The sequence below is a fragment of the Burkholderia sp. L27(2015) genome (genome assembly GCF_009765705.1).
GTDB lineage: Bacteria > Pseudomonadota > Gammaproteobacteria > Burkholderiales > Burkholderiaceae > LMUX01.
Genome location: NZ_LMUX01000016.1, coordinates 1,048,302 through 1,064,970 on the forward strand (window position 1 = coordinate 1,048,302; position 16,669 = coordinate 1,064,970).

Genomic DNA, 16,669 nt, shown 5'->3' on the forward strand with positions numbered 1-16,669 from the left:
TTTCAAGGCCAGGTATACCGGGTGCTCGGTGACGAAGTGCGCCCGGTTGTGCGCAATTGCTATGCAGCGAACGAGAAATATCCGGGATTTCGCGAAAAATCGTAGATTTGAGGTTCGATTTATCGCTATTCCCAGCTATTGACCATTATGTGGGCGCATACTAGTTGTCTACTCCTTTCGGCGCGACGCTTTCATGTTTGCCATCCCAGCGGCGCTTGCGACCCACTCCAGATTCTCTGCCTCATTAGAGCCTGCTATACCCGATATCGTTGCAATCGGTAGCTCGGCGGGCGCGCTTCCCGTTTTGAAAGCGTTTTTCCGCGCGTTCGGGGCGTTCCAGCATGAGTTTGCCTTCGTGGTGGTGGTTCACTTGCCTCCCGAGGCGCACAGCAACTTTCCCGAATTGTTGGGCATGGATACTGCACTCGCGGTATCGATGATCGAGAACGGCGCGCGGTTACGAGCCAGGCACATCTATGTCATTGCACCGGGAACACGGGTTGAAATTGTCGATGGTGCTTTCGTAACGCATCCGGCCGTCGCGCGGCCTGCGATTCCGATGCCGATTGATTTCTTGTTCCGGTCGTTGGCGAAAGACCAGGGCGAACGCGCGATAGGCATAGTCTTGACAGGGGCGAACGGCGACGGTGCGGCTGGGGTGAAAGCGATTAAGGCCCAGGGCGGCATGGTCATGGCGCAAACACCAGACAGCGCCGAATTCGATGAGATGCCAAAACGCGCCATCGCGACGGGGCTCGTCGATTACACGTTACCGGTTGCAGAAATGCCGGCCGCGCTGCTGGATTACCTCGGTCGTTTTGCCGCGTCGGGTACCACTGCGGCCGCCGCGGTACCCAACGAGGCGAACGTGGACGATCTCGACGAACTGGAGCCCGTAATCGATACGCTGCTAGTCGCGGGGTGCGATTTCCGGGGCTACAAGCGAGGCACGCTGCAAAGGCGCGTCGCTCGCCGCATGACGGTCAATCGCGTCGATGACCTCGCGGCCTATTGCGAAATACTGAAAACCTCGCCTGCGGAGGTAGACGCGTTGGGTCTAGACATGATGATAGGCGTCACGCAGTTCTTTCGCGATCCCGAAGCGTGGGAAGCACTTGCGGAACATGTCCTGAGCCCGTTGCTCGCTGAACCCGATAGCGCCCAACCCGTGAGGATCTGGGTGCCGGGGTGCGCCACCGGTGAAGAAGCGTATTCGATGGCCATGTTGCTCACCGAGCAGATTGAGAAGCGGGGCGTCAAGCGCCCGTTTCTGATACTCGCAACCGATATGAACCGCTTGGCCCTGAGTCGAGCACGGCTCGGTATCTATTCGCCGAGCGTCGCGTCGTCGCTGGGAGGGGCACGGCTGGCGCGTTTTTTCAACGTGCACCGCGACGGATTCCAGATCCGGCAGGAACTGCGCGCAACCATCCTGTTTGCGCCACAGAACTTGATCGCCGATCCGCCATTCTCGCGCATCGATTTGGTCAGTTGTCGAAATTTGCTGATTTATCTCGAGCCTGAGGTGCAGCAGCGGGTTTTCGATTTATTTCACTTTGCGCTGAACCTGAGGAAATATCTGTTCTTGGGGCGCTCAGAAAGCACCGATCCGAGATCTCATCACTTCCAGGAAATATCGAAAGAATGGCGCATCTATCAACGTAGTGCATCGGTTGTCCCCGTGGAAGTCCACTATCCGTTTCCGATCAAAGTGGTTCCTCGGCAGGGTTTTCCCCTGGGCCATCATGCCGGTTCACGCGGCAAGGGGCACGCAGAACTGGTCAATGAAATCCTGCTCGGCCAGGAGCATGCCGCGTCGGTATTGATCAACCACGCGCGTCAGGTGCTCTATGTCAGCGGTGCTGCCGATGAATACCTGAGGCAGCCGGCGGGTGAGCCGACGATGAGCATTCTCGAGATTGCCCGCGAGGAATTGCGCCTTAAATTGCGCGTGGCGTTGCGCCGGGCGTCTGAGCAAAAGACGACCGCCAGCGTGAGCGAAGTGGTACGCGGCGCAGGGGAGCCGGCAGTAAAGATCACCGTGATGCAGTCGCCGGACTCCATGCGCCTGGATCGGGGGCTGCTCGTCGTCTTTTCTCGATTGCCGGAGATAGAGCGCTCGGATGACGTTGTCGTGTTAGGTGAAGAATCGGATATCCGTCACCTTGAATACGAACTTCGCACCACCCAGGTGGAGTTTGGTGGCGCAGTCGAGGAACTCGAAAACAGTAACAGCGATTTGCGCGCGTCGAATGAAGAAATTCTCTCGATTAACGAGGAATTGCGATCGTCCAACGAAGAACTGGAAACCTCCAAAGAGGAACTCCAGTCAGTCAACGAGGAGGTCGTCGCCGTCAACTCCGAGCTGGGCAGAAAGATTCGCGAACTCGAAGTTCTGAGCGCCGACATCTCGAACCTGCTGGCGAGCACGCAAATCGCCACCTTGTTGCTCGACGAAAACGGCGTGATCAAGCGTTTTACCCCAACCGCCGCCCGAATTTTGGGTTTGGGCCAGTCGGATATTGGACGCACGATTATCGATATTCCTTGGAACCCGCTCGGCACCTCCTTGCTCGCCGACGTGCTGCAGGTGGCTTCCAACTCCGCCGAGCAAACTGAAAAGGAAATCGGCACCGCTACGGGCGAATGGTATGTGCGCCGCGTGATGCCTTGTCGTGCCGAAGATGGGACATCGACCGGGGTGGTCGTGACATTGATCGACGTCACCGGCATCAGGCACGCCGACGAACAATCTCGTCGCCTGGCCGCCGTCGTGCGGGACTCGAACGATGCGGTCACCGTATTCGATCTGCAGGGCCACTTCATCGCATGGAATCGGACCGCGACCGCGACGTATGGGTATAGCGAGGCGCAGGCCATGCACATGAACGTGCTCGACTTGCTGCCCAAAGGTGCGCGACAAGATCATCTCGATTTCATCCGGCACGGCTCGCGCGATAAGGCTTTGCATTCGTACGAAACACGACGCGTCGCCAAAAATGGCCAACTGATGGATATGTGGATCACGCTGTCGCTGCTTTCCGATGAATTTGGCAATCCGACTGCCGTCGCTTCGACGGAGCGCGATCTTGCCGACCGCAGCCGCAATAATGCTCAACTGCGCGAGCGGGCGGAGCGCCTCACGCTGGCCGACGAACGCAAGAACGAGTTTTTGGCGATGCTCGGCCATGAGCTGCGCAATCCGCTCGCGGCACTGAGCGCTTCGGCCGATGTGCTCGCTTCGGACGCCGCTCTGGCAGCCCAGAAAACCTGGGCGGTCGGCATCATCCAAAGACAATGTCGCGCCATGACACGCCTGGTCAACGATATGCTCGATCTCACCCGCATCACGCGCGGCAGCATCGAGCTGCATCGCCAGCCGGCCGAGCTGAAGACCATTATCGAGAGCGCGATCGAGGTATGCCAGCCGATTATCGAGGAGCGCAAGCACCGGTTGTTCGTATCGATGCCGGATGAAACGGTGTGGTTATACGTCGATGCCACGCGTCTTTCGCAGGCCGTCGAGAATATCCTGATCAATGCGGCCAAATACACGGCCCCAGGGGGCGAGATCAGCCTGGACGCGCAAAAGATCGGGGCTCGCGTTTCTTTACGGATCAAGGACAACGGCCGCGGCATCGCGCCTTTGATGCTCGATACGCTGTTCGACCTATTCATTCAAGGGCCCGTTTCCGATGACCTGCCGAACAGCGGCCTGGGTGTGGGACTTTCCGTGGTGAGGCGGCTCGTCGAGCTGCATGGCGGAACCGTCAAGGCCTTGAGCGATGGTAGCAACGGGAGCGAATTTGTCGTCGATCTGCCTATCGATGTCATACCTCCGGGCGTGGCCAAAGACGCGGCGCACGTTGCGTTGAAAACCGATCCCAAGCGCATACTCATCATCGACGACAACAGTGACGCGAGCGAAGCGTTGGCCATCCTGCTCAGCAGCGAGGGGCATGAAATCGAGACCAGGGCTGACGGCCGGCAGGGCATCGACTTCATGTCGAGTTTCAAGCCCGATATTGTTTTGTTGGATATCGGGCTGCCGGGAATGAGCGGCTATGACGTGGCCACGGAGATACGTGGTTCCGAGGGAATCGACAGCACCGTTTTGATCGCGTTGACTGGCTATGGGCAACCCGAAGACAGAATCCGGTCGGCCGAAGCCGGCTTCGACTACCACCTGACCAAGCCGGTGGAACTCGATCTGCTGATCGGCTTGCTTGCGTCGAAACCCCCGCATGTAGCCGGCTGAGGCGCTATACCCATGCCGATAGTGTTCGGCGCCCTGGCATCGGGTTATGGCTGGACGGCGGGTTTGCCTCGCGCGGCAGCACGCTTGCGGGTGGACGCGAAATTGAACATGCCGGCCAGCGTGAGTTCGCGCAGCTCGGTGGTGACGAGATCCTTGAGCACCGACAATGCGGAATTGTCCTCGCGCTCGATGCGGGTCGCCATGACCAACTGACGGTTCAACTGAACGCCCGAGACTTCGGACATCGTCACCCGGTTGAGCGCGCGGGCATCCTTGAATACCGACACCGGCATCAGCGTGCAACCCTCTGCCTGCAAGACGAGCTCGCGTATCGAATCGACCGAGTCGATCTCCGCGTGCAGGTTCAAGCGGCCGCCCAGCGGTGCGAGCTGACGCTCGACAATGCCGCGGTGGAGCGTGGTCATCAGGACCGGAATGCGCGCCAACTGGCTGATGGAAACCGCTGGGCCATGCCGGCTACTGGCTGGGCAGATCAACGCGATCGGCTCACCCAACAATGCATGCATCGTGAACGCGCGACCGGGTTCGGGGTTGGTGACCACCGCCATGTCGATCTTGCCACGCTCCAGCCAATCGAGCAGCACGGGCGTAAAAGCTTCGCGCACCGTCAGCTCGACGTCGCTGGACGAATGCCGGCAACGCGTGAACACGCCGGGCACCAGCAGGCGCGCCAGCGTGGGCGAGGCGCCTAGCGTCACGGCCGAGCGTCCCGCGTGGCGCTGCCCCGTCAGCTGTTCACGCACGCGTTGCGCTTCGCCCAGTATGCGGTGTGCCGATTCGTAGAGCGTGGCGCCTGCGGGCGTCAGTCGCACGCCGCGGGTAGTGCGATGCAGCAGTTGCACGCCCAGATCGCTCTCCAGTTCGCGCATCTGCCGGCTTAATGCCGGCTGGGCGATCGCGATGGCTTCGGCCGCTGCCGTCAGGCTGCCGGCATCCACGATGGCGACGAAATACTTCAGGTTACGCAGATTCACAAATACGATCCCGGTTGTCCGTACATAGCAGAATGATATGCCAGCGAAAAAATTGGGTATTGGACGTGCCGTGTGGCCGTAACTAGACTCTCCGGCAATGCGCAACCATAGCATTTGACCACTCACGCTCGATAGATAATGGCAGACAATAACAATACGGTATGGGTCGATGTCGCGGACCTGCAAGCGTTCATCGCCGCGGCATTCGTTCACGCGGGCTTGCCCGCGGCCGACGCAGGCACGGTTGCGCGGTTGATGGCGCAGGCTGACCTGCAGGGCTCGGATGGGCATGGCGTGATTCGCTTGCCGCAGTATCTGAAACGGCTACAGGCGGGCGGCATCAACCTGCATCCGAACATTCGCATCGCGACCGAGCGGGCTGCGATGGCGGTGGTCGACGGCGATAACGGCATGGGGCATCTGGTGATGTCTTACGCTACGAGCGTGGCGATCGAGAAAGCGCGTACGGCAGGCGTCGCATGGGTCGGCACGCGCGCCAGCAATCATGCCGGGCCGGCATCGCTCTATGCACGCATGCCGATCGAGCACGACATGATCGGCCTGTACTTTGCCGTGGGCAATGCCAATCATTTGCCGCCATGGGGCGGCATGGAGATGTTGCTGTCGACCAACCCGATCGCGGTCGGCATTCCCGCCGGCAGCGAACCGGCCGTCGTGCTGGACATGGCCACTACGGTGGCTGCGTACGGCAAGGTCAAGGCCAAGGCCAAACGCGGTGAGCCCATGCCTGAAGGCTGGATGATAGACCGGCAGGGGCAGCCGCTACTGGACCCGACGCGCGCGAATGAAGGCTTTCTACTGCCGATCGGCGGACACAAGGGATACGGCTTGGCGCTCATAGTGGGCCTGCTGGCCGGCACATTGCAAGGCGCCGCGATGGGACGCGACGTCGTCGATTTCAATCAGGATCACACTACGCCGACCAACACTGGCCAGGCGATATTGGTGATCGACCTCAAGGCGTTCGGCGAGCCCGAGGACTTCAAACATGCCGTCGATCGGCTGGTGTGTGACATCCGCACCAGCGAGCGGCTGCCGGGCGTTGAGCGCATCTGGTTGCCCGGCGAGCAGAGCCATGGACGACGCGACGAATACGCCAGGACCGGTATTCCGATTGCGCCGGCGGTCCTTGGCGAACTCGATCAAATGGCCACGCAAATGGGCTTGGCCCCGTTGGTCCGGCACTGATGCGTCTGCGGGGTATCCTTAAGCGCATGCACATACACAGGCGCTAACCTCAACGCTAGCGATTCAACACACTATCAACAGGAACCGATTGCCATGACATCCTCCAATGCGCAACGCCCCGCCATACTGCGTCCCAACGAGCTCAAGAGCTATGACCGAGGGGGCGGTGCCCGTACCACGCCTCTGGTATCGCCGGCGCTTGGCGCCAGCGGCTTTATCAACGGCATCACGGAGTTCGCTGCCGGCGTCGCGATTCCGTTCCACAGTCACAATTGTGAAGAGAGCGTGATGCTGCTCGAGGGCGAAGCGTTCCTCGATATGGAGGGCGAAGCGCATCGCATGAGTCCGCTCGATACGACATGGATTCCGCCGAACGTGCCACATCGCTTTCGCAACATGTCCGACGAAAAGCCAATGAAGATTTTTTGGACGTACGCGTCGGTCGCGGCCACCCGCACGCTGGTTGAAACCGGCGAAACACGCCCGGTCTCCGCAGAACATAAGACCTGAGATCGCGAGCGTTAGTTATACTGCCCCACTCGCGACTGCTCGCCCCCTTGTGTCTGATATGCCCGAACAAAACCGCCATGCGACCATAATCGCGCTGATCGTCGCCAGCGCCTTCTTTATGGAGAATCTCGACGCGACGGTAATCGCGACCGCGTTGCCGCACATGGCGCAGTCGTTCGGCGTGACGGCGGTGAGCTTGAGCATCGGCATGACCGCTTATCTGTTGGCGCTGGCCGTGTTTATTCCGATCAGCGGGTGGGTGGCCGATCGCTTCGGCTCACGTACCGTGTTCGGTGCCGCGATTGTCGTCTTCACGCTAGCGTCGATGCTGTGCGGCTTGAGCAACGGCTCGTGGGAATTTACGATTGCCCGTGTGTTGCAGGGGATGGGCGGCGCCATGATGGTGCCGGTCGGACGTCTTGTGGTGTTGCGCAGCACCGAGAAGCGCAACCTCATGCGCTCGATCGCCTACATCACGTGGCCGGGGCTGGCGGCGCCGGTCATAGGACCGGCCGTGGGCGGGTTCATCACAACCTACTTCAATTGGCGCTGGATTTTTCTGCTCAATGTGCCGATCGGTATCGTCGGTATCGCGTTGACGGCAATTTTCATCGGTAACCACCGTGAACCGGGTCGCCGGCCATTCGATTCGATCGGTTTCGTGCTCAGCGGCATTGCGCTGACCTGTCTGATGTACGGCATGGAGCTGCTAGGGCAGCGCGACGCCGATGGGCGGATAACAGCGGCGATTTTGTTGGGCGGCGCTGTGGTTGGTGCGGCGGCGGTGATTCATTTGTTGCGCGCCCCGCACCCATTGATCAACTTATCGTCGCTACGAATCCCGACATTTCGCACCACGCTGGGCGGTGGTTCGCTCTATGTGGTGTCCGTCAGCGTGTCGCCGTTTATCCTGCCGCTGTTTTTTCAAATCGGCTTCGGGCTCGATGCCTTTGCCGCGGGCCTTTTGGTGCTGACCTATGCAGCGGGCAACCTGGGTATGAAGACGGTCACAACGCCTATCTTGCGTAATTTCGGTTTTCGAAATGTGATGATTTTCAACGGCTTGTTGACCGCCGGGGCGATCGCCGCGTGCGCTTGGCTTGGCCCCCAAACACCGCGCGCCCTGATTGTGCTGGTGCTGTTCATCGGCGGCTTGTGCCGCTCGATGCAATTCACCAGCATCAATACGCTCGCGTTTGCCGACGTCCCTACGCCGATGATGAGCAGCGCCAGCACGTTCTTCAGTATGGTTCAGCAGATGACGATAGGTCTGGGTATCGCGTTCGGCGCGATCGCATTGCATTTCGCTGCCTGGCTACACGGGAACAGCCGACAACTGGAGCTCGCCGATTTTCACATCGCGTTTCTCGTGGTTGCCTCGCTCGTGCTGTTGGCCGTCGTATCGTTCCTCGGCCTAGGTAGGGACGCGGGCGCCGAAGTGAGCGGGCATCGTCAGGCGAGGGCGCAGTAGAGGCCGCCCGTCGATGTTGCCGAGGCGGCCCGGCCGAGTAGGGCTATCGTCGCCGATCGCTTGTTGCAAAGGTCCCACGCGGCGAGTGGCCATCGTCAACCTTGAAGATGGCCACGGCCTCGCGCAACGCCTGGGCTTGCTCGGCCATCGAATGTGCGGCCGCGGCCGCCTGTTCGACCAATGCGGCGTTTTGCTGAGTAACTTGGTCCATCTGGCTGACCGCCTGGTTGACCTGTTCGATACCGGTGCTTTGTTCTTCGGAGGCCGATGATATCTCGCCCACGACATCGCTCACGCGCTTCACCGCCTGAACGATTTCCCGGATCGCAGTGCCGGTTTCTTCGACGAGCTTGGAACCGGCGCTCACTCGAGCCGACGATTCGCTGATCATCTCCTTGATTTCCTTGGCCGCCGTTGCGCTGCGCTGGGATAGCGAGCGCACTTCCGCGGCCACCACTGCGAAGCCACGCCCTTGTTCGCCCGCGCGGGCGGCCTCGACCGCGGCATTGAGTGCGAGGATATTGGTCTGGAACGCGATGCCTTCTATCACATTGATAACATCCGCCACCTTGGCCGAACTGGCGGAAATACCATCCATCACTTCAACGACGCGTCCGACGGTTTCACCGCCATGCTGCGCTATATTCGATGCCGTGCCGGCCAATGCACTCGCTTGCTGTGCGTTGTCCGCGTTCTGACGCACCGCGGCAGTCAGTTGCTCCATGCTCGACGCCGTTTCTTCCAACGATGCCGCTTGCTCTTCGGTGCGTTGCGACAGGTCGGTGTTGCCCTGGGCGATCTCTCCTGCAGCCACCGAAATGGATTCGGCGGACGACTTGATGTTCTGCACACTGCTCGCCAGCCGGTCCTTCATGGCATTGAGCGAAAACATCAGGCTGGAGCGGTCTCCCGGCTTCAGGCGCATCGCGACGCTCAAATTGCCGGCCGCGATTTCGCTGGCCAAGGCCACCGCGTCGCTCGGCTCTCCACCAAGCTGCCTTGAAAAGCCGCGTGCGATAAAGAGCGCTACGGCGAGCCCGAGCGCCACAGCAGCGGCGATCACGGCGAATATGAGCAGAACGGCGCGACTATGGGCTTGATCGGCCGCCTGTCCCTCGCCGTCTGCGCCGGCTTGTTCTACCCGGATAATCGTTCGAAAGTTTTGCTCGATGCCGGCGCGCAGGATCCGCGACTGTCCCTCCATCAAGTCCGCCGCGTCCGTTGGCCTGCCCGCTTTGGTTAGTGTACGGATCTGATGATCGACATCCAGATATTGCGGTGTGAGCGCCATGATCGCGGCGAACGCGTTTTTGGCCTCCGGCTCGCTGAGCAGGGCCTCGTCGCGGGTCGCGTTGTCGCGATAGTTAGCGATCGCTGCATCGATTCCGGCCTCCCGGCTTTCGATTCCCTCGGGCTTGCGCGCCGTCACCACGCCCCATTCGGCGAGACGGATGCCACGTAGGTCGTTCAGCATTTCGAGGCTGTAGCGCACCGACGGTAGCCACTTGTCCCGCATTGCAGCAACGTGATCGTTTTCTGCGCCGATTTCGAATACAGCCAGGCCGCCCAAGGCAACCAGCATGGCAATGACAGCAGAAAACCCCATGAGCAACTGGGTCACAACCTTCTTGTTCTTGAAAGACAACATGTCTCCTCGCGCTTTATTTCTTATGTTGGGCGGTTCTCGCGCCGTACCCCTGTTTGCAGGAGCCGTGCGGGTTCCAATTCCTTAATGTTATATCGGCAGAAACCCGGATAAGTTAAGACATGATGAGTGAAGACTTATCTACCTATGCGCTCAGGGGGGTCGCGTATCGCACGGCGAAAAAAAAGCCCTTGTCCTGTAACGGAAAAGGGCCTGCGCCAACGAACGGTGTTCCAGACTATGCGTGACCGTGCGCCGGGTTGCGGCAGGTTGCCGCGTCATGGTTCGAATCGTTCCATGCGGATCCGAGAATAATGCTGCAGAAATTCAGGCGTTTGTAGTTGGGATCTTTCAATGCCAGCACGTCCGCATTGACTGTGCCAAAGGTCGATTCCGGCTTGCGGATCATGCCTTGTGTAAACGCATCGATGATGCTTTCCTTGAAGTTTTCGACCCGCGGGTGCGCCGCTACCACCAGCTTGCGTTGCGTGTCTGTGAATTCGTCATAGGCCAGACCGAGCACATCCATTTCAACGCCCGCAGTCACCAGTGCGACCACCGGCTTCTTGTGCTCAGGAATGCCGGGAGTGGTATGCAGCGAGATGGCGTCCCACACCAGCTCCACGTCGGTCTCCGCGATGCCATATTGACGCAGGAAGTCGCGTGCCGCGTTTGCGCTATCGACTTCGAAGCGATACTGCGCACTACTGTATTTTTCGGTGAGTCCCATGTCATGGAACATGGCGCCGATATAAAGCAGTTCGGGATCGTATTTCAGTTTTTTCCGCTCGCCTGCCAGTGCACCGAACAGGAAAACACGGTTCGAATGATGAAACAGCAGGTCCGACTCGGTGTCGCGCACCAGTTGGGCGGCGTCGCGCGCCATCTTGCTGTCGGGGATTTTGATACCGGCGATCGTGTTGCTCATTTCTTTCTCCAGAAGGGCGTTTCGCCGCTCGCTCGATGCGGTAGTCCGACGAAAACTGTTGAGGCGGCGTGATGGCTGAAACTGCTAGTCGGAAGTGGTTTCTGCCTGCTTCCGATGAATACAGTCTGAGCGCAAAGCCATAGCGCATCAACTCGCCGGACCCATCGCCGTCTGCCAACCGCACGACGTCTTCTGCCATCGGGGTCTAATTTCGACTGGCGGGTCGGGATGCAAGCGGGATCGGCGCTGCCTGCGTCGACGCGGCCCGCATTTTGATGAGGACCTTGCGGATATTGGTGGTTGGCAATCGATATGGGGTCTAGAGGTGATGAAACGTTTTTGTTTGTAAAACGACTAAGTTAAGGGCCTGCCAAGAATCGAAATGACGGTGCTGGCGAAGATCATCGTCAAGGCTCTGCACGGGGAATGACATGAACGGCAGTCAACTTACGATTTACGCGAATCAATCGCATCGCATCGGGCACTTGAGCGTCGTAGACTGGCTGCTCGATCAGGCAAAACGAAGCGAGGTCACAGGAGCGACGGTGATCGAGGCGAGCGCGGGCATAGGTTCGCACGGAAAATACCATGCGGCCCGCTTCTTCGAGCTTGCTGATCAACCGGTGGGGGTCACGGTAGTCGCGGACGACGCGCTCATCGATCAACTCTTTGCGCGGCTACGCGAATCGGGGGAGTGCCTTTTCTACACCCGCGTGCCGCTCGAATACGGTGAGTTGGGCGACGCGTAGGTGGTAAAAGGATTTAGGCATGCCAGGCTCACCAGGAAGGGGAGGCTGAAATGAACGGGTATCAGGTGACGTTCTACACGGAGCAAAATCGGCGGCATGGACACCAGACCGTCTGTGAGTGGCTGCTGTCCCAGGTTCGCGCGTTGGGCATCGGTGGCGCAACGGTGATCAGCGCTGCCGAGGGCGTGGGGCACGCGGGGGCGCACCACGCCGCGCACTTCATTGCCTTGGCGGACCAGCCGGTTCAGATCATCATGGCGGTGACGGAGGCGGAGGCGGAGCAATTACTCCAGGTTGTGGCCGCCGCGAAGGTGCATGTCTTTTATACGAAATGCCCGGTCGAATTCGGCTTGCTAGGGCAAGGGGACGTAGCGCCGCATGCGAAACGATTCGATTGGCATCATCCGTTAGCCAGACGTAGACCGGCTTAAGGAGGTCAATGAGGAGGTCAATAAGACGGTAAATAAGCGGTCAGTGCAACAGTAACGAAGACGCCTCGGAATCCCGGTCCGACATCACACAATTACGACCGGCCAGTTTCGCGCGGTAGAGGAGTTTGTCGGCGCGCAATAAAAGCGTGTCCATGGTTGCGGATTTGTCTTGGGTGGCAACGGCGATACCGATACTCACCGTCATTGAGAAACCCGTGTTTTCGAACGGTATCGTCATCGACTCGATGCGCTGGCGCATTCGATTTGCCGCATCGATGGCGGTTTGTGGATCGCCGGCGAGCGATAGCACGGCAAATTCTTCGCCACCGATGCGCGCGACGATATCGGGCGCGCTCCAGCTATCGGCGCACACACGGGCAATCATTTGAAGCGCGCGGTCCCCGGCGGCATGTCCATAAGTATCGTTGATCTGCTTGAATCGATCGATATCGAAAATAGCGAGTACCGGCGTTCGTGTGTCGCCCGCCGCTTGCTCCATTAATGCGCAGGCTTTTCTTTCGAACGCGCCTCGATTAAGCAGGCGCGTCAGGAAATCCGTGTCTACCGTGCGCTCCAATTCCCGGATCAACTCATCGCGTTCATGCTGCAGTCGCGTTCTTGCGATGCTGTTTTCCTTGAGGACCTCGATTGCACTGAACAGGCGCCGAACCTCCGGTTGAAAACCGCGCTGCGGGACTTGCGTCGCCAGTTCTCCGTCGGCAATCGCTTTGATGACATCCGTCGCGTCGATGAGTGGTTGCACAAAACGTCGTCGGAACATTTCTGCCGCGACGAAAATCACGAGCAGGATCAATAAGGTGGTGACGGCGGTTTCCACAAATAACGACAAAGCGTGGTCGCGGTGCCCGGTCACTTCCCGATCGGCAATGCCCAATACTTGCTCGCGAAACACCGAAATCGGGGACAGCATCGGAACGTAGACGGTGGCCAGTTGAGCCGGTGAGAGATTTGCGCCGCCCGGTCGGGTGGAGGCTCGACGAACGTCTTGAATGTATTGCCGACCCCGGCCAAAGTAGTCCGTGTCGAGGTTGTGGAACGCTTGGCTATTGAGCGAGGTGTTGTTGTCCACCCTCGCGAAGATCAATGCGCGCAATTCGTCGATACGGCCGCCCGTGCGCTCGAGTCTGAAGATTTCCTCTTCGTTCATCGGGCGATTGGCGCTCAATGCTGCGGTAAATACGGAGCCGAGCTGACCCGCCTGCTCGCGGAGGTCCGCGCTTAGCCTGGCCACGAGCAGGCAATTGAGCGAGGCGGGATCGCCTTCCACGACGGTGGCCGCGCTTGCATTGACGACCGGCGTGAAGGTCGGAATAACGTCGATCATCTGAATCACGGCGCCCGAGATCGAATGGTGATCTCGCTGTGGCTTGGGCATCTGCAACAAGCGATCGACGTCGTTGCGGGCAACCGTCAATTGATCGCGAAGTTTCTCGATAGTGCGTTCGGCGCCCGAACAGTCGCCGCAATCAGGGGCCTTCAACACGTTGAGCAGATCTTCGACGCTGCGGTCGCTATCGCGGCGAGCTTGGGATAAGCGCGCGGCCCAAGCGATGGCCGTTGCCGGGTCCGCACCCAGTGAACTGTTGGTCGGGCCACGCTCCGCGGATACTTTTTCCATCGCGGACAGGCCGATACGAAACCGCTGGAACGCCTTGACCGCAGCCTCGGCAGATGAGTACGCGTGCCACTCCTGCTGTAGCTTACCGGCCGCAAGGAACCCTATCGGCAAGAGAAAGCACAGTGCGATCAGATTGAGGCGCTGACCGAACGACATCGGGCGATAAGGCGTCTTACGCATTGGAGTCTGGATTGGAGCTACGGTGCCATGCGTTTGCCCGAGCAATGGACGGTTACAGCACTTTTCGCTTCGTTGGCTGGGTCAAATAACGTGTCTAGAGCCGCACTGTACGCGAAAGTGCCGGGGAGAGGGGCGGCGAAGGCGCGCGCGCTCGTTGAACGTCGGATCGATAGTAACTAGACGATGCCGTCACAATCGCGAAACGTTTTCGGTAATCGCCATATTTTTCTCGGCAAGGGCATTATCGGCGAGAATTTTATCTCGATGCCACTGTCCACGGAAATAGTTGGTTTTTGTCATGTGTTAGCGTTATCAGATGAACATCCTAAAGATGAAAACGCTCGTTGGACTTCTATTGCTGCTTCTGTTCATCGCAGTGCTGCTGTTTATTCCTGCGTGGACGCTGGACTACTGGCAAGCATGGACGTTTTTGGTCGCCTATTTCGCGGCGTCTTTGGCGATTTCTCTCTATCTGATGAGCGCGGATCCTAAGCTTCTGCAGCGGCGGATGAGCGGAGGTCCGTTTGCGGAGAAGGAAGCGGCTCAACAGATCATTATGGTTTGCACGTCCCTGGGGTTTATTGGCCTTATCGTCGTTCCGGCCTTGGATCACCACTTTAGATGGTCTCACGTGCCGGTGTGCGCGGTGTTGGCGGGGCACGTGTTGATACTGCTTGGCTGGCTTGCGATCTTTTTCGTGTTCAAAGCCAATACGTTTGCCTCAGCCACCATTGAACTGGCCTCGGACCACAAAGTGATATCCACCGGCCCGTATGCGTTGGTGCGGCATCCGATGTATGCCGGCGCATTGCCGCTGTTGCTTGGCATGCCGATTGCGCTCGGTTCTTGGTGGGGTGTGCTTGCCATGGTTGTCATCATGCCCGCGTTGATATGGCGCATCCTCGACGAGGAAAGATTCCTGGCGAAGAATCTGCCGGGTTATGTGGAGTACCAGAGGAAAGTGCGGTATCGCCTGATGCCGCGGGTTTGGTAGTAGGTCGCTAGTTCGAACGTTTTCTAAGCCCCTTCAGTAGAGTCATTTCTCCCGCGTTGATCGCACTAGCCCGCTCAGCGATGGCGGGCGATTGACTGACCACGTGCGGATTCGTCGCGTACGAGTCTGCCACGGCTCGCGTCGACAAATACCACGCCTTGATATCGGTTGGATATAGGAGAAATCTCGAATATTTCATCTCTAAAAAAATATATCGTTTTACTAAATAAATGATGAATTGATAGTAAAAACACGTTTAACCTTCCACTCCGATGACGATACGTGCGATGACGATGTCGCGTGAAAAGGGTGGATCGACCGAGGCTGGTGTGATCACCCAACCAAGCCCATGAACATGAGAAGACTGACTATCCGGTTGTCGCTACTACCTTTGATGTTGCTTGCCGCAGGGTGCGATGTCTTTTCGTCTGAGCCGACCTATGGCGGGCTAAGCATCGAAGGGTTCAATTACACGCTATATAACTTGAGTCGATTTGTTGTTTATGACAAGTACGGCAATACGGCGAGTGGTGGTGGTGATCTGATGCCTGGATCAGGGCAAGGCAGTCTAAGTTGCTGCTACATGTTGAAGGGGGCGGATTTCACCGTGAAATGGGATGTCTATGACGTAGACGACGCGCTCAAGAATCTCTACGCACCTATAAAAATGATTCATAAACTGCTCGTCAATCCAAAATTTGACGAGCATCCGGCCGTTCAGAAGATCTTTAGCGAAACGAAGGATAGACCGGGTGCATTCGGCGCGGCGATGGACGCGCTTTCGGCGCCGCTAGTTGAGCAACTGAAGAGCAATAAATTTGAACACGTCAAGATAGAAGCGACGCATGGCTGAACCGATTCAACTCGATCCCGCCGACCGGACACGCGCGGACATGCCTGATGCAATGTTCAAGAGCCACACGCCTTACAAACGCGATGAGTGCATCCCGTGCGGCGTGGTTCTTCGGATAGGGTTCTTCTTCGATGGATTTGGGCGCAATCGCGATCACGACGATCCGTCTACGTCACGCTATTCCAACATCTGCCGCTTATGGGAAGCCCACCGAGATAATCATGATCGCCGCCGCTTACAGATGCCGAACCAGCTCTGGTAGACTCGGCGCAGCGGATACACAGCTCGGACGCGGTGATGTTTCCGCTTGGCCTTGGTTCTAGCGCCGACTTGGTGGAGGAGACGGCAATGAGCCCCGAACAGATAGCGCTTGTGGAAGCCTGGAAAGACGGCTTGAGTGGCCGCAATCCGCTGCCGCCGAAGGTCATGGCGTTCTTTGACCTGCTGGTGCACGACACGATGCTGACGAGCTGGCACGACCACATCCTTGCGTCACCTCTGTATTTCCGGGTCCGGGCAACCGACACTTTTGGTGAGACGGATTTCAAGGAGGAAGCGAAAGAGCATACGGACGACACGCGTTATAAGGCGCTGGTGGATCGAATGTCGAAAATAGGCGACGCTCGTGCTGGAACCGGTCTGGAAAGTAATCCCCAGTAGCAATGTCGACTGCGGGGTAATTTAGTAGCGTAATCAAACTTGCATTTTTCACCGCGCCGGCAGGACATGAGTCCGATGCCGGCAACGTTAGCTCTACAGCGAACGTCCTCCCCCCCCGCCTCGCAACACCCTAATTCGGTCCTAACT

Annotated in this window: 14 protein-coding genes; 10 read left to right on the plus strand and 4 right to left on the minus strand. The window is 58.6% G+C overall.

What is annotated here, in order from left to right; all coding sequences use genetic code 11:
- The first annotated feature begins 193 nt into the window (after window positions 1-193).
- Window positions 194-4,258 carry a chemotaxis protein CheB gene (locus tag GSQ77_RS12670; RefSeq protein ID WP_158902484.1) on the plus strand — a complete coding sequence of 1,355 codons (4,065 nt, stop codon included), beginning with the start codon at window positions 194-196 and terminating at the stop codon, window positions 4,256-4,258.
- A gap of 44 nt (window positions 4,259-4,302) precedes the next feature.
- Here the strand turns inward: GSQ77_RS12670 and GSQ77_RS12675 are convergent, their stop codons facing one another.
- Window positions 4,303-5,253, minus strand: a complete 951-nt coding sequence (locus tag GSQ77_RS12675) for a LysR family transcriptional regulator (RefSeq protein ID WP_158902487.1) — start codon at window positions 5,251-5,253, stop codon at window positions 4,303-4,305.
- 138 nt (window positions 5,254-5,391) lie between these two features.
- Between GSQ77_RS12675 and GSQ77_RS12680 the strand changes: the two genes are divergently transcribed.
- The 3 genes from GSQ77_RS12680 to GSQ77_RS12690 all read left to right on the plus strand — a co-directional run bounded on the left by GSQ77_RS12680 (window position 5,392) and on the right by GSQ77_RS12690 (window position 8,443).
- Window positions 5,392-6,462: an Ldh family oxidoreductase gene (locus GSQ77_RS12680; protein ID WP_158902489.1), complete on the plus strand. Its 1,071-nt coding sequence runs from the start codon at window positions 5,392-5,394 to the stop codon at window positions 6,460-6,462.
- A gap of 93 nt (window positions 6,463-6,555) precedes the next feature.
- Window positions 6,556-6,972: a cupin domain-containing protein gene (locus GSQ77_RS12685; protein ID WP_158902492.1), complete on the plus strand. Its 417-nt coding sequence runs from the start codon at window positions 6,556-6,558 to the stop codon at window positions 6,970-6,972.
- 58 nt (window positions 6,973-7,030) lie between these two features.
- On the plus strand, window positions 7,031-8,443 hold the full coding sequence (locus GSQ77_RS12690) for an MFS transporter (RefSeq protein WP_158902495.1): 1,413 nt from the start codon (window positions 7,031-7,033) through the stop codon (window positions 8,441-8,443).
- 43 nt (window positions 8,444-8,486) lie between these two features.
- Here GSQ77_RS12690 and GSQ77_RS29785 read toward each other — a convergent pair whose 3' ends face one another.
- Both GSQ77_RS29785 and GSQ77_RS12700 read right to left on the minus strand, forming a co-directional pair.
- Window positions 8,487-10,091 (minus strand): methyl-accepting chemotaxis protein, encoded by a 1,605-nt coding sequence (locus GSQ77_RS29785; protein WP_158902498.1) that lies wholly within the window; start codon window positions 10,089-10,091, stop codon window positions 8,487-8,489.
- A 235-nt stretch (window positions 10,092-10,326) separates the two neighbouring features.
- Complete coding sequence (locus tag GSQ77_RS12700) at window positions 10,327-11,016, minus strand: HD domain-containing protein (RefSeq protein ID WP_158902500.1); 690 nt, start codon at window positions 11,014-11,016, stop codon at window positions 10,327-10,329.
- A gap of 431 nt (window positions 11,017-11,447) precedes the next feature.
- On the opposite strand from GSQ77_RS12700, the gene GSQ77_RS12705 reads away from it, so the two are divergent.
- Both GSQ77_RS12705 and GSQ77_RS12710 read left to right on the plus strand, forming a co-directional pair.
- Window positions 11,448-11,765, plus strand: coding sequence for a DUF190 domain-containing protein (locus tag GSQ77_RS12705; RefSeq protein ID WP_158902501.1), 318 nt, complete (start codon window positions 11,448-11,450; stop codon window positions 11,763-11,765).
- A gap of 50 nt (window positions 11,766-11,815) precedes the next feature.
- Window positions 11,816-12,196, plus strand: a complete 381-nt coding sequence (locus GSQ77_RS12710; protein WP_158902503.1) for a DUF190 domain-containing protein — start codon at window positions 11,816-11,818, stop codon at window positions 12,194-12,196.
- A gap of 40 nt (window positions 12,197-12,236) precedes the next feature.
- On the opposite strand, the gene GSQ77_RS12715 is transcribed toward GSQ77_RS12710, so the two are convergent.
- A complete protein-coding gene (locus GSQ77_RS12715; RefSeq protein ID WP_158902505.1) occupies window positions 12,237-14,015 on the minus strand; it encodes a GGDEF domain-containing protein in 1,779 nt (592 codons plus the stop codon).
- A gap of 331 nt (window positions 14,016-14,346) precedes the next feature.
- On the opposite strand from GSQ77_RS12715, the gene GSQ77_RS12720 reads away from it, so the two are divergent.
- The 4 genes from GSQ77_RS12720 (at window position 14,347) to GSQ77_RS12735 (ending at window position 16,522) form a co-directional block, all read left to right on the plus strand.
- The gene (locus GSQ77_RS12720) at window positions 14,347-15,009 is read left to right on the plus strand and encodes an isoprenylcysteine carboxylmethyltransferase family protein (RefSeq protein WP_216854887.1); all 663 of its coding nucleotides are present in this window, start codon (window positions 14,347-14,349) and stop codon (window positions 15,007-15,009) included.
- A 355-nt stretch (window positions 15,010-15,364) separates the two neighbouring features.
- Window positions 15,365-15,862: a hypothetical protein gene (locus GSQ77_RS12725; RefSeq protein ID WP_158902509.1), complete on the plus strand. Its 498-nt coding sequence runs from the start codon at window positions 15,365-15,367 to the stop codon at window positions 15,860-15,862.
- Window positions 15,855-16,124 carry a hypothetical protein gene (locus GSQ77_RS12730; protein WP_158902511.1) on the plus strand — a complete coding sequence of 90 codons (270 nt, stop codon included), beginning with the start codon at window positions 15,855-15,857 and terminating at the stop codon, window positions 16,122-16,124. The genes GSQ77_RS12725 and GSQ77_RS12730 overlap by 8 nt, the downstream gene beginning before the upstream one ends.
- An 86-nt stretch (window positions 16,125-16,210) precedes the next feature.
- Window positions 16,211-16,522: a hypothetical protein gene (locus GSQ77_RS12735; RefSeq protein WP_158902514.1), complete on the plus strand. Its 312-nt coding sequence runs from the start codon at window positions 16,211-16,213 to the stop codon at window positions 16,520-16,522.
- Window positions 16,523-16,669 lie beyond the last annotated feature (147 nt).

Excerpts from the sequence above, each read along its gene's own strand:
- GSQ77_RS12730 (WP_158902511.1), top strand. The coding sequence starts at position 15,855 with ATGGCTGAACCGATTCAACTCGATCCCGCCGACCGGACACGCGCGGAC.
- GSQ77_RS12710 (WP_158902503.1), top strand. The coding sequence starts at position 11,816 with ATGAACGGGTATCAGGTGACGTTCTACACGGAGCAAAATCGGCGGCAT.
- GSQ77_RS12670 (WP_158902484.1), top strand. The coding sequence starts at position 194 with ATGTTTGCCATCCCAGCGGCGCTTGCGACCCACTCCAGATTCTCTGCC.
- GSQ77_RS12725 (WP_158902509.1), top strand. The coding sequence starts at position 15,365 with ATGAGAAGACTGACTATCCGGTTGTCGCTACTACCTTTGATGTTGCTT.
- GSQ77_RS12680 (WP_158902489.1), top strand. The coding sequence starts at position 5,392 with ATGGCAGACAATAACAATACGGTATGGGTCGATGTCGCGGACCTGCAA.
- GSQ77_RS12705 (WP_158902501.1), top strand. The coding sequence starts at position 11,448 with ATGAACGGCAGTCAACTTACGATTTACGCGAATCAATCGCATCGCATC.
- GSQ77_RS12685 (WP_158902492.1), top strand. The coding sequence starts at position 6,556 with ATGACATCCTCCAATGCGCAACGCCCCGCCATACTGCGTCCCAACGAG.
- GSQ77_RS12720 (WP_216854887.1), top strand. The coding sequence starts at position 14,347 with ATGAAAACGCTCGTTGGACTTCTATTGCTGCTTCTGTTCATCGCAGTG.
- GSQ77_RS12690 (WP_158902495.1), top strand. The coding sequence starts at position 7,031 with ATGCCCGAACAAAACCGCCATGCGACCATAATCGCGCTGATCGTCGCC.
- GSQ77_RS29785 (WP_158902498.1), bottom strand. The coding sequence starts at position 10,091 with ATGTTGTCTTTCAAGAACAAGAAGGTTGTGACCCAGTTGCTCATGGGG.
- GSQ77_RS12700 (WP_158902500.1), bottom strand. The coding sequence starts at position 11,016 with ATGAGCAACACGATCGCCGGTATCAAAATCCCCGACAGCAAGATGGCG.
- GSQ77_RS12735 (WP_158902514.1), top strand. The coding sequence starts at position 16,211 with ATGAGCCCCGAACAGATAGCGCTTGTGGAAGCCTGGAAAGACGGCTTG.
- GSQ77_RS12715 (WP_158902505.1), bottom strand. The coding sequence starts at position 14,015 with ATGCGTAAGACGCCTTATCGCCCGATGTCGTTCGGTCAGCGCCTCAAT.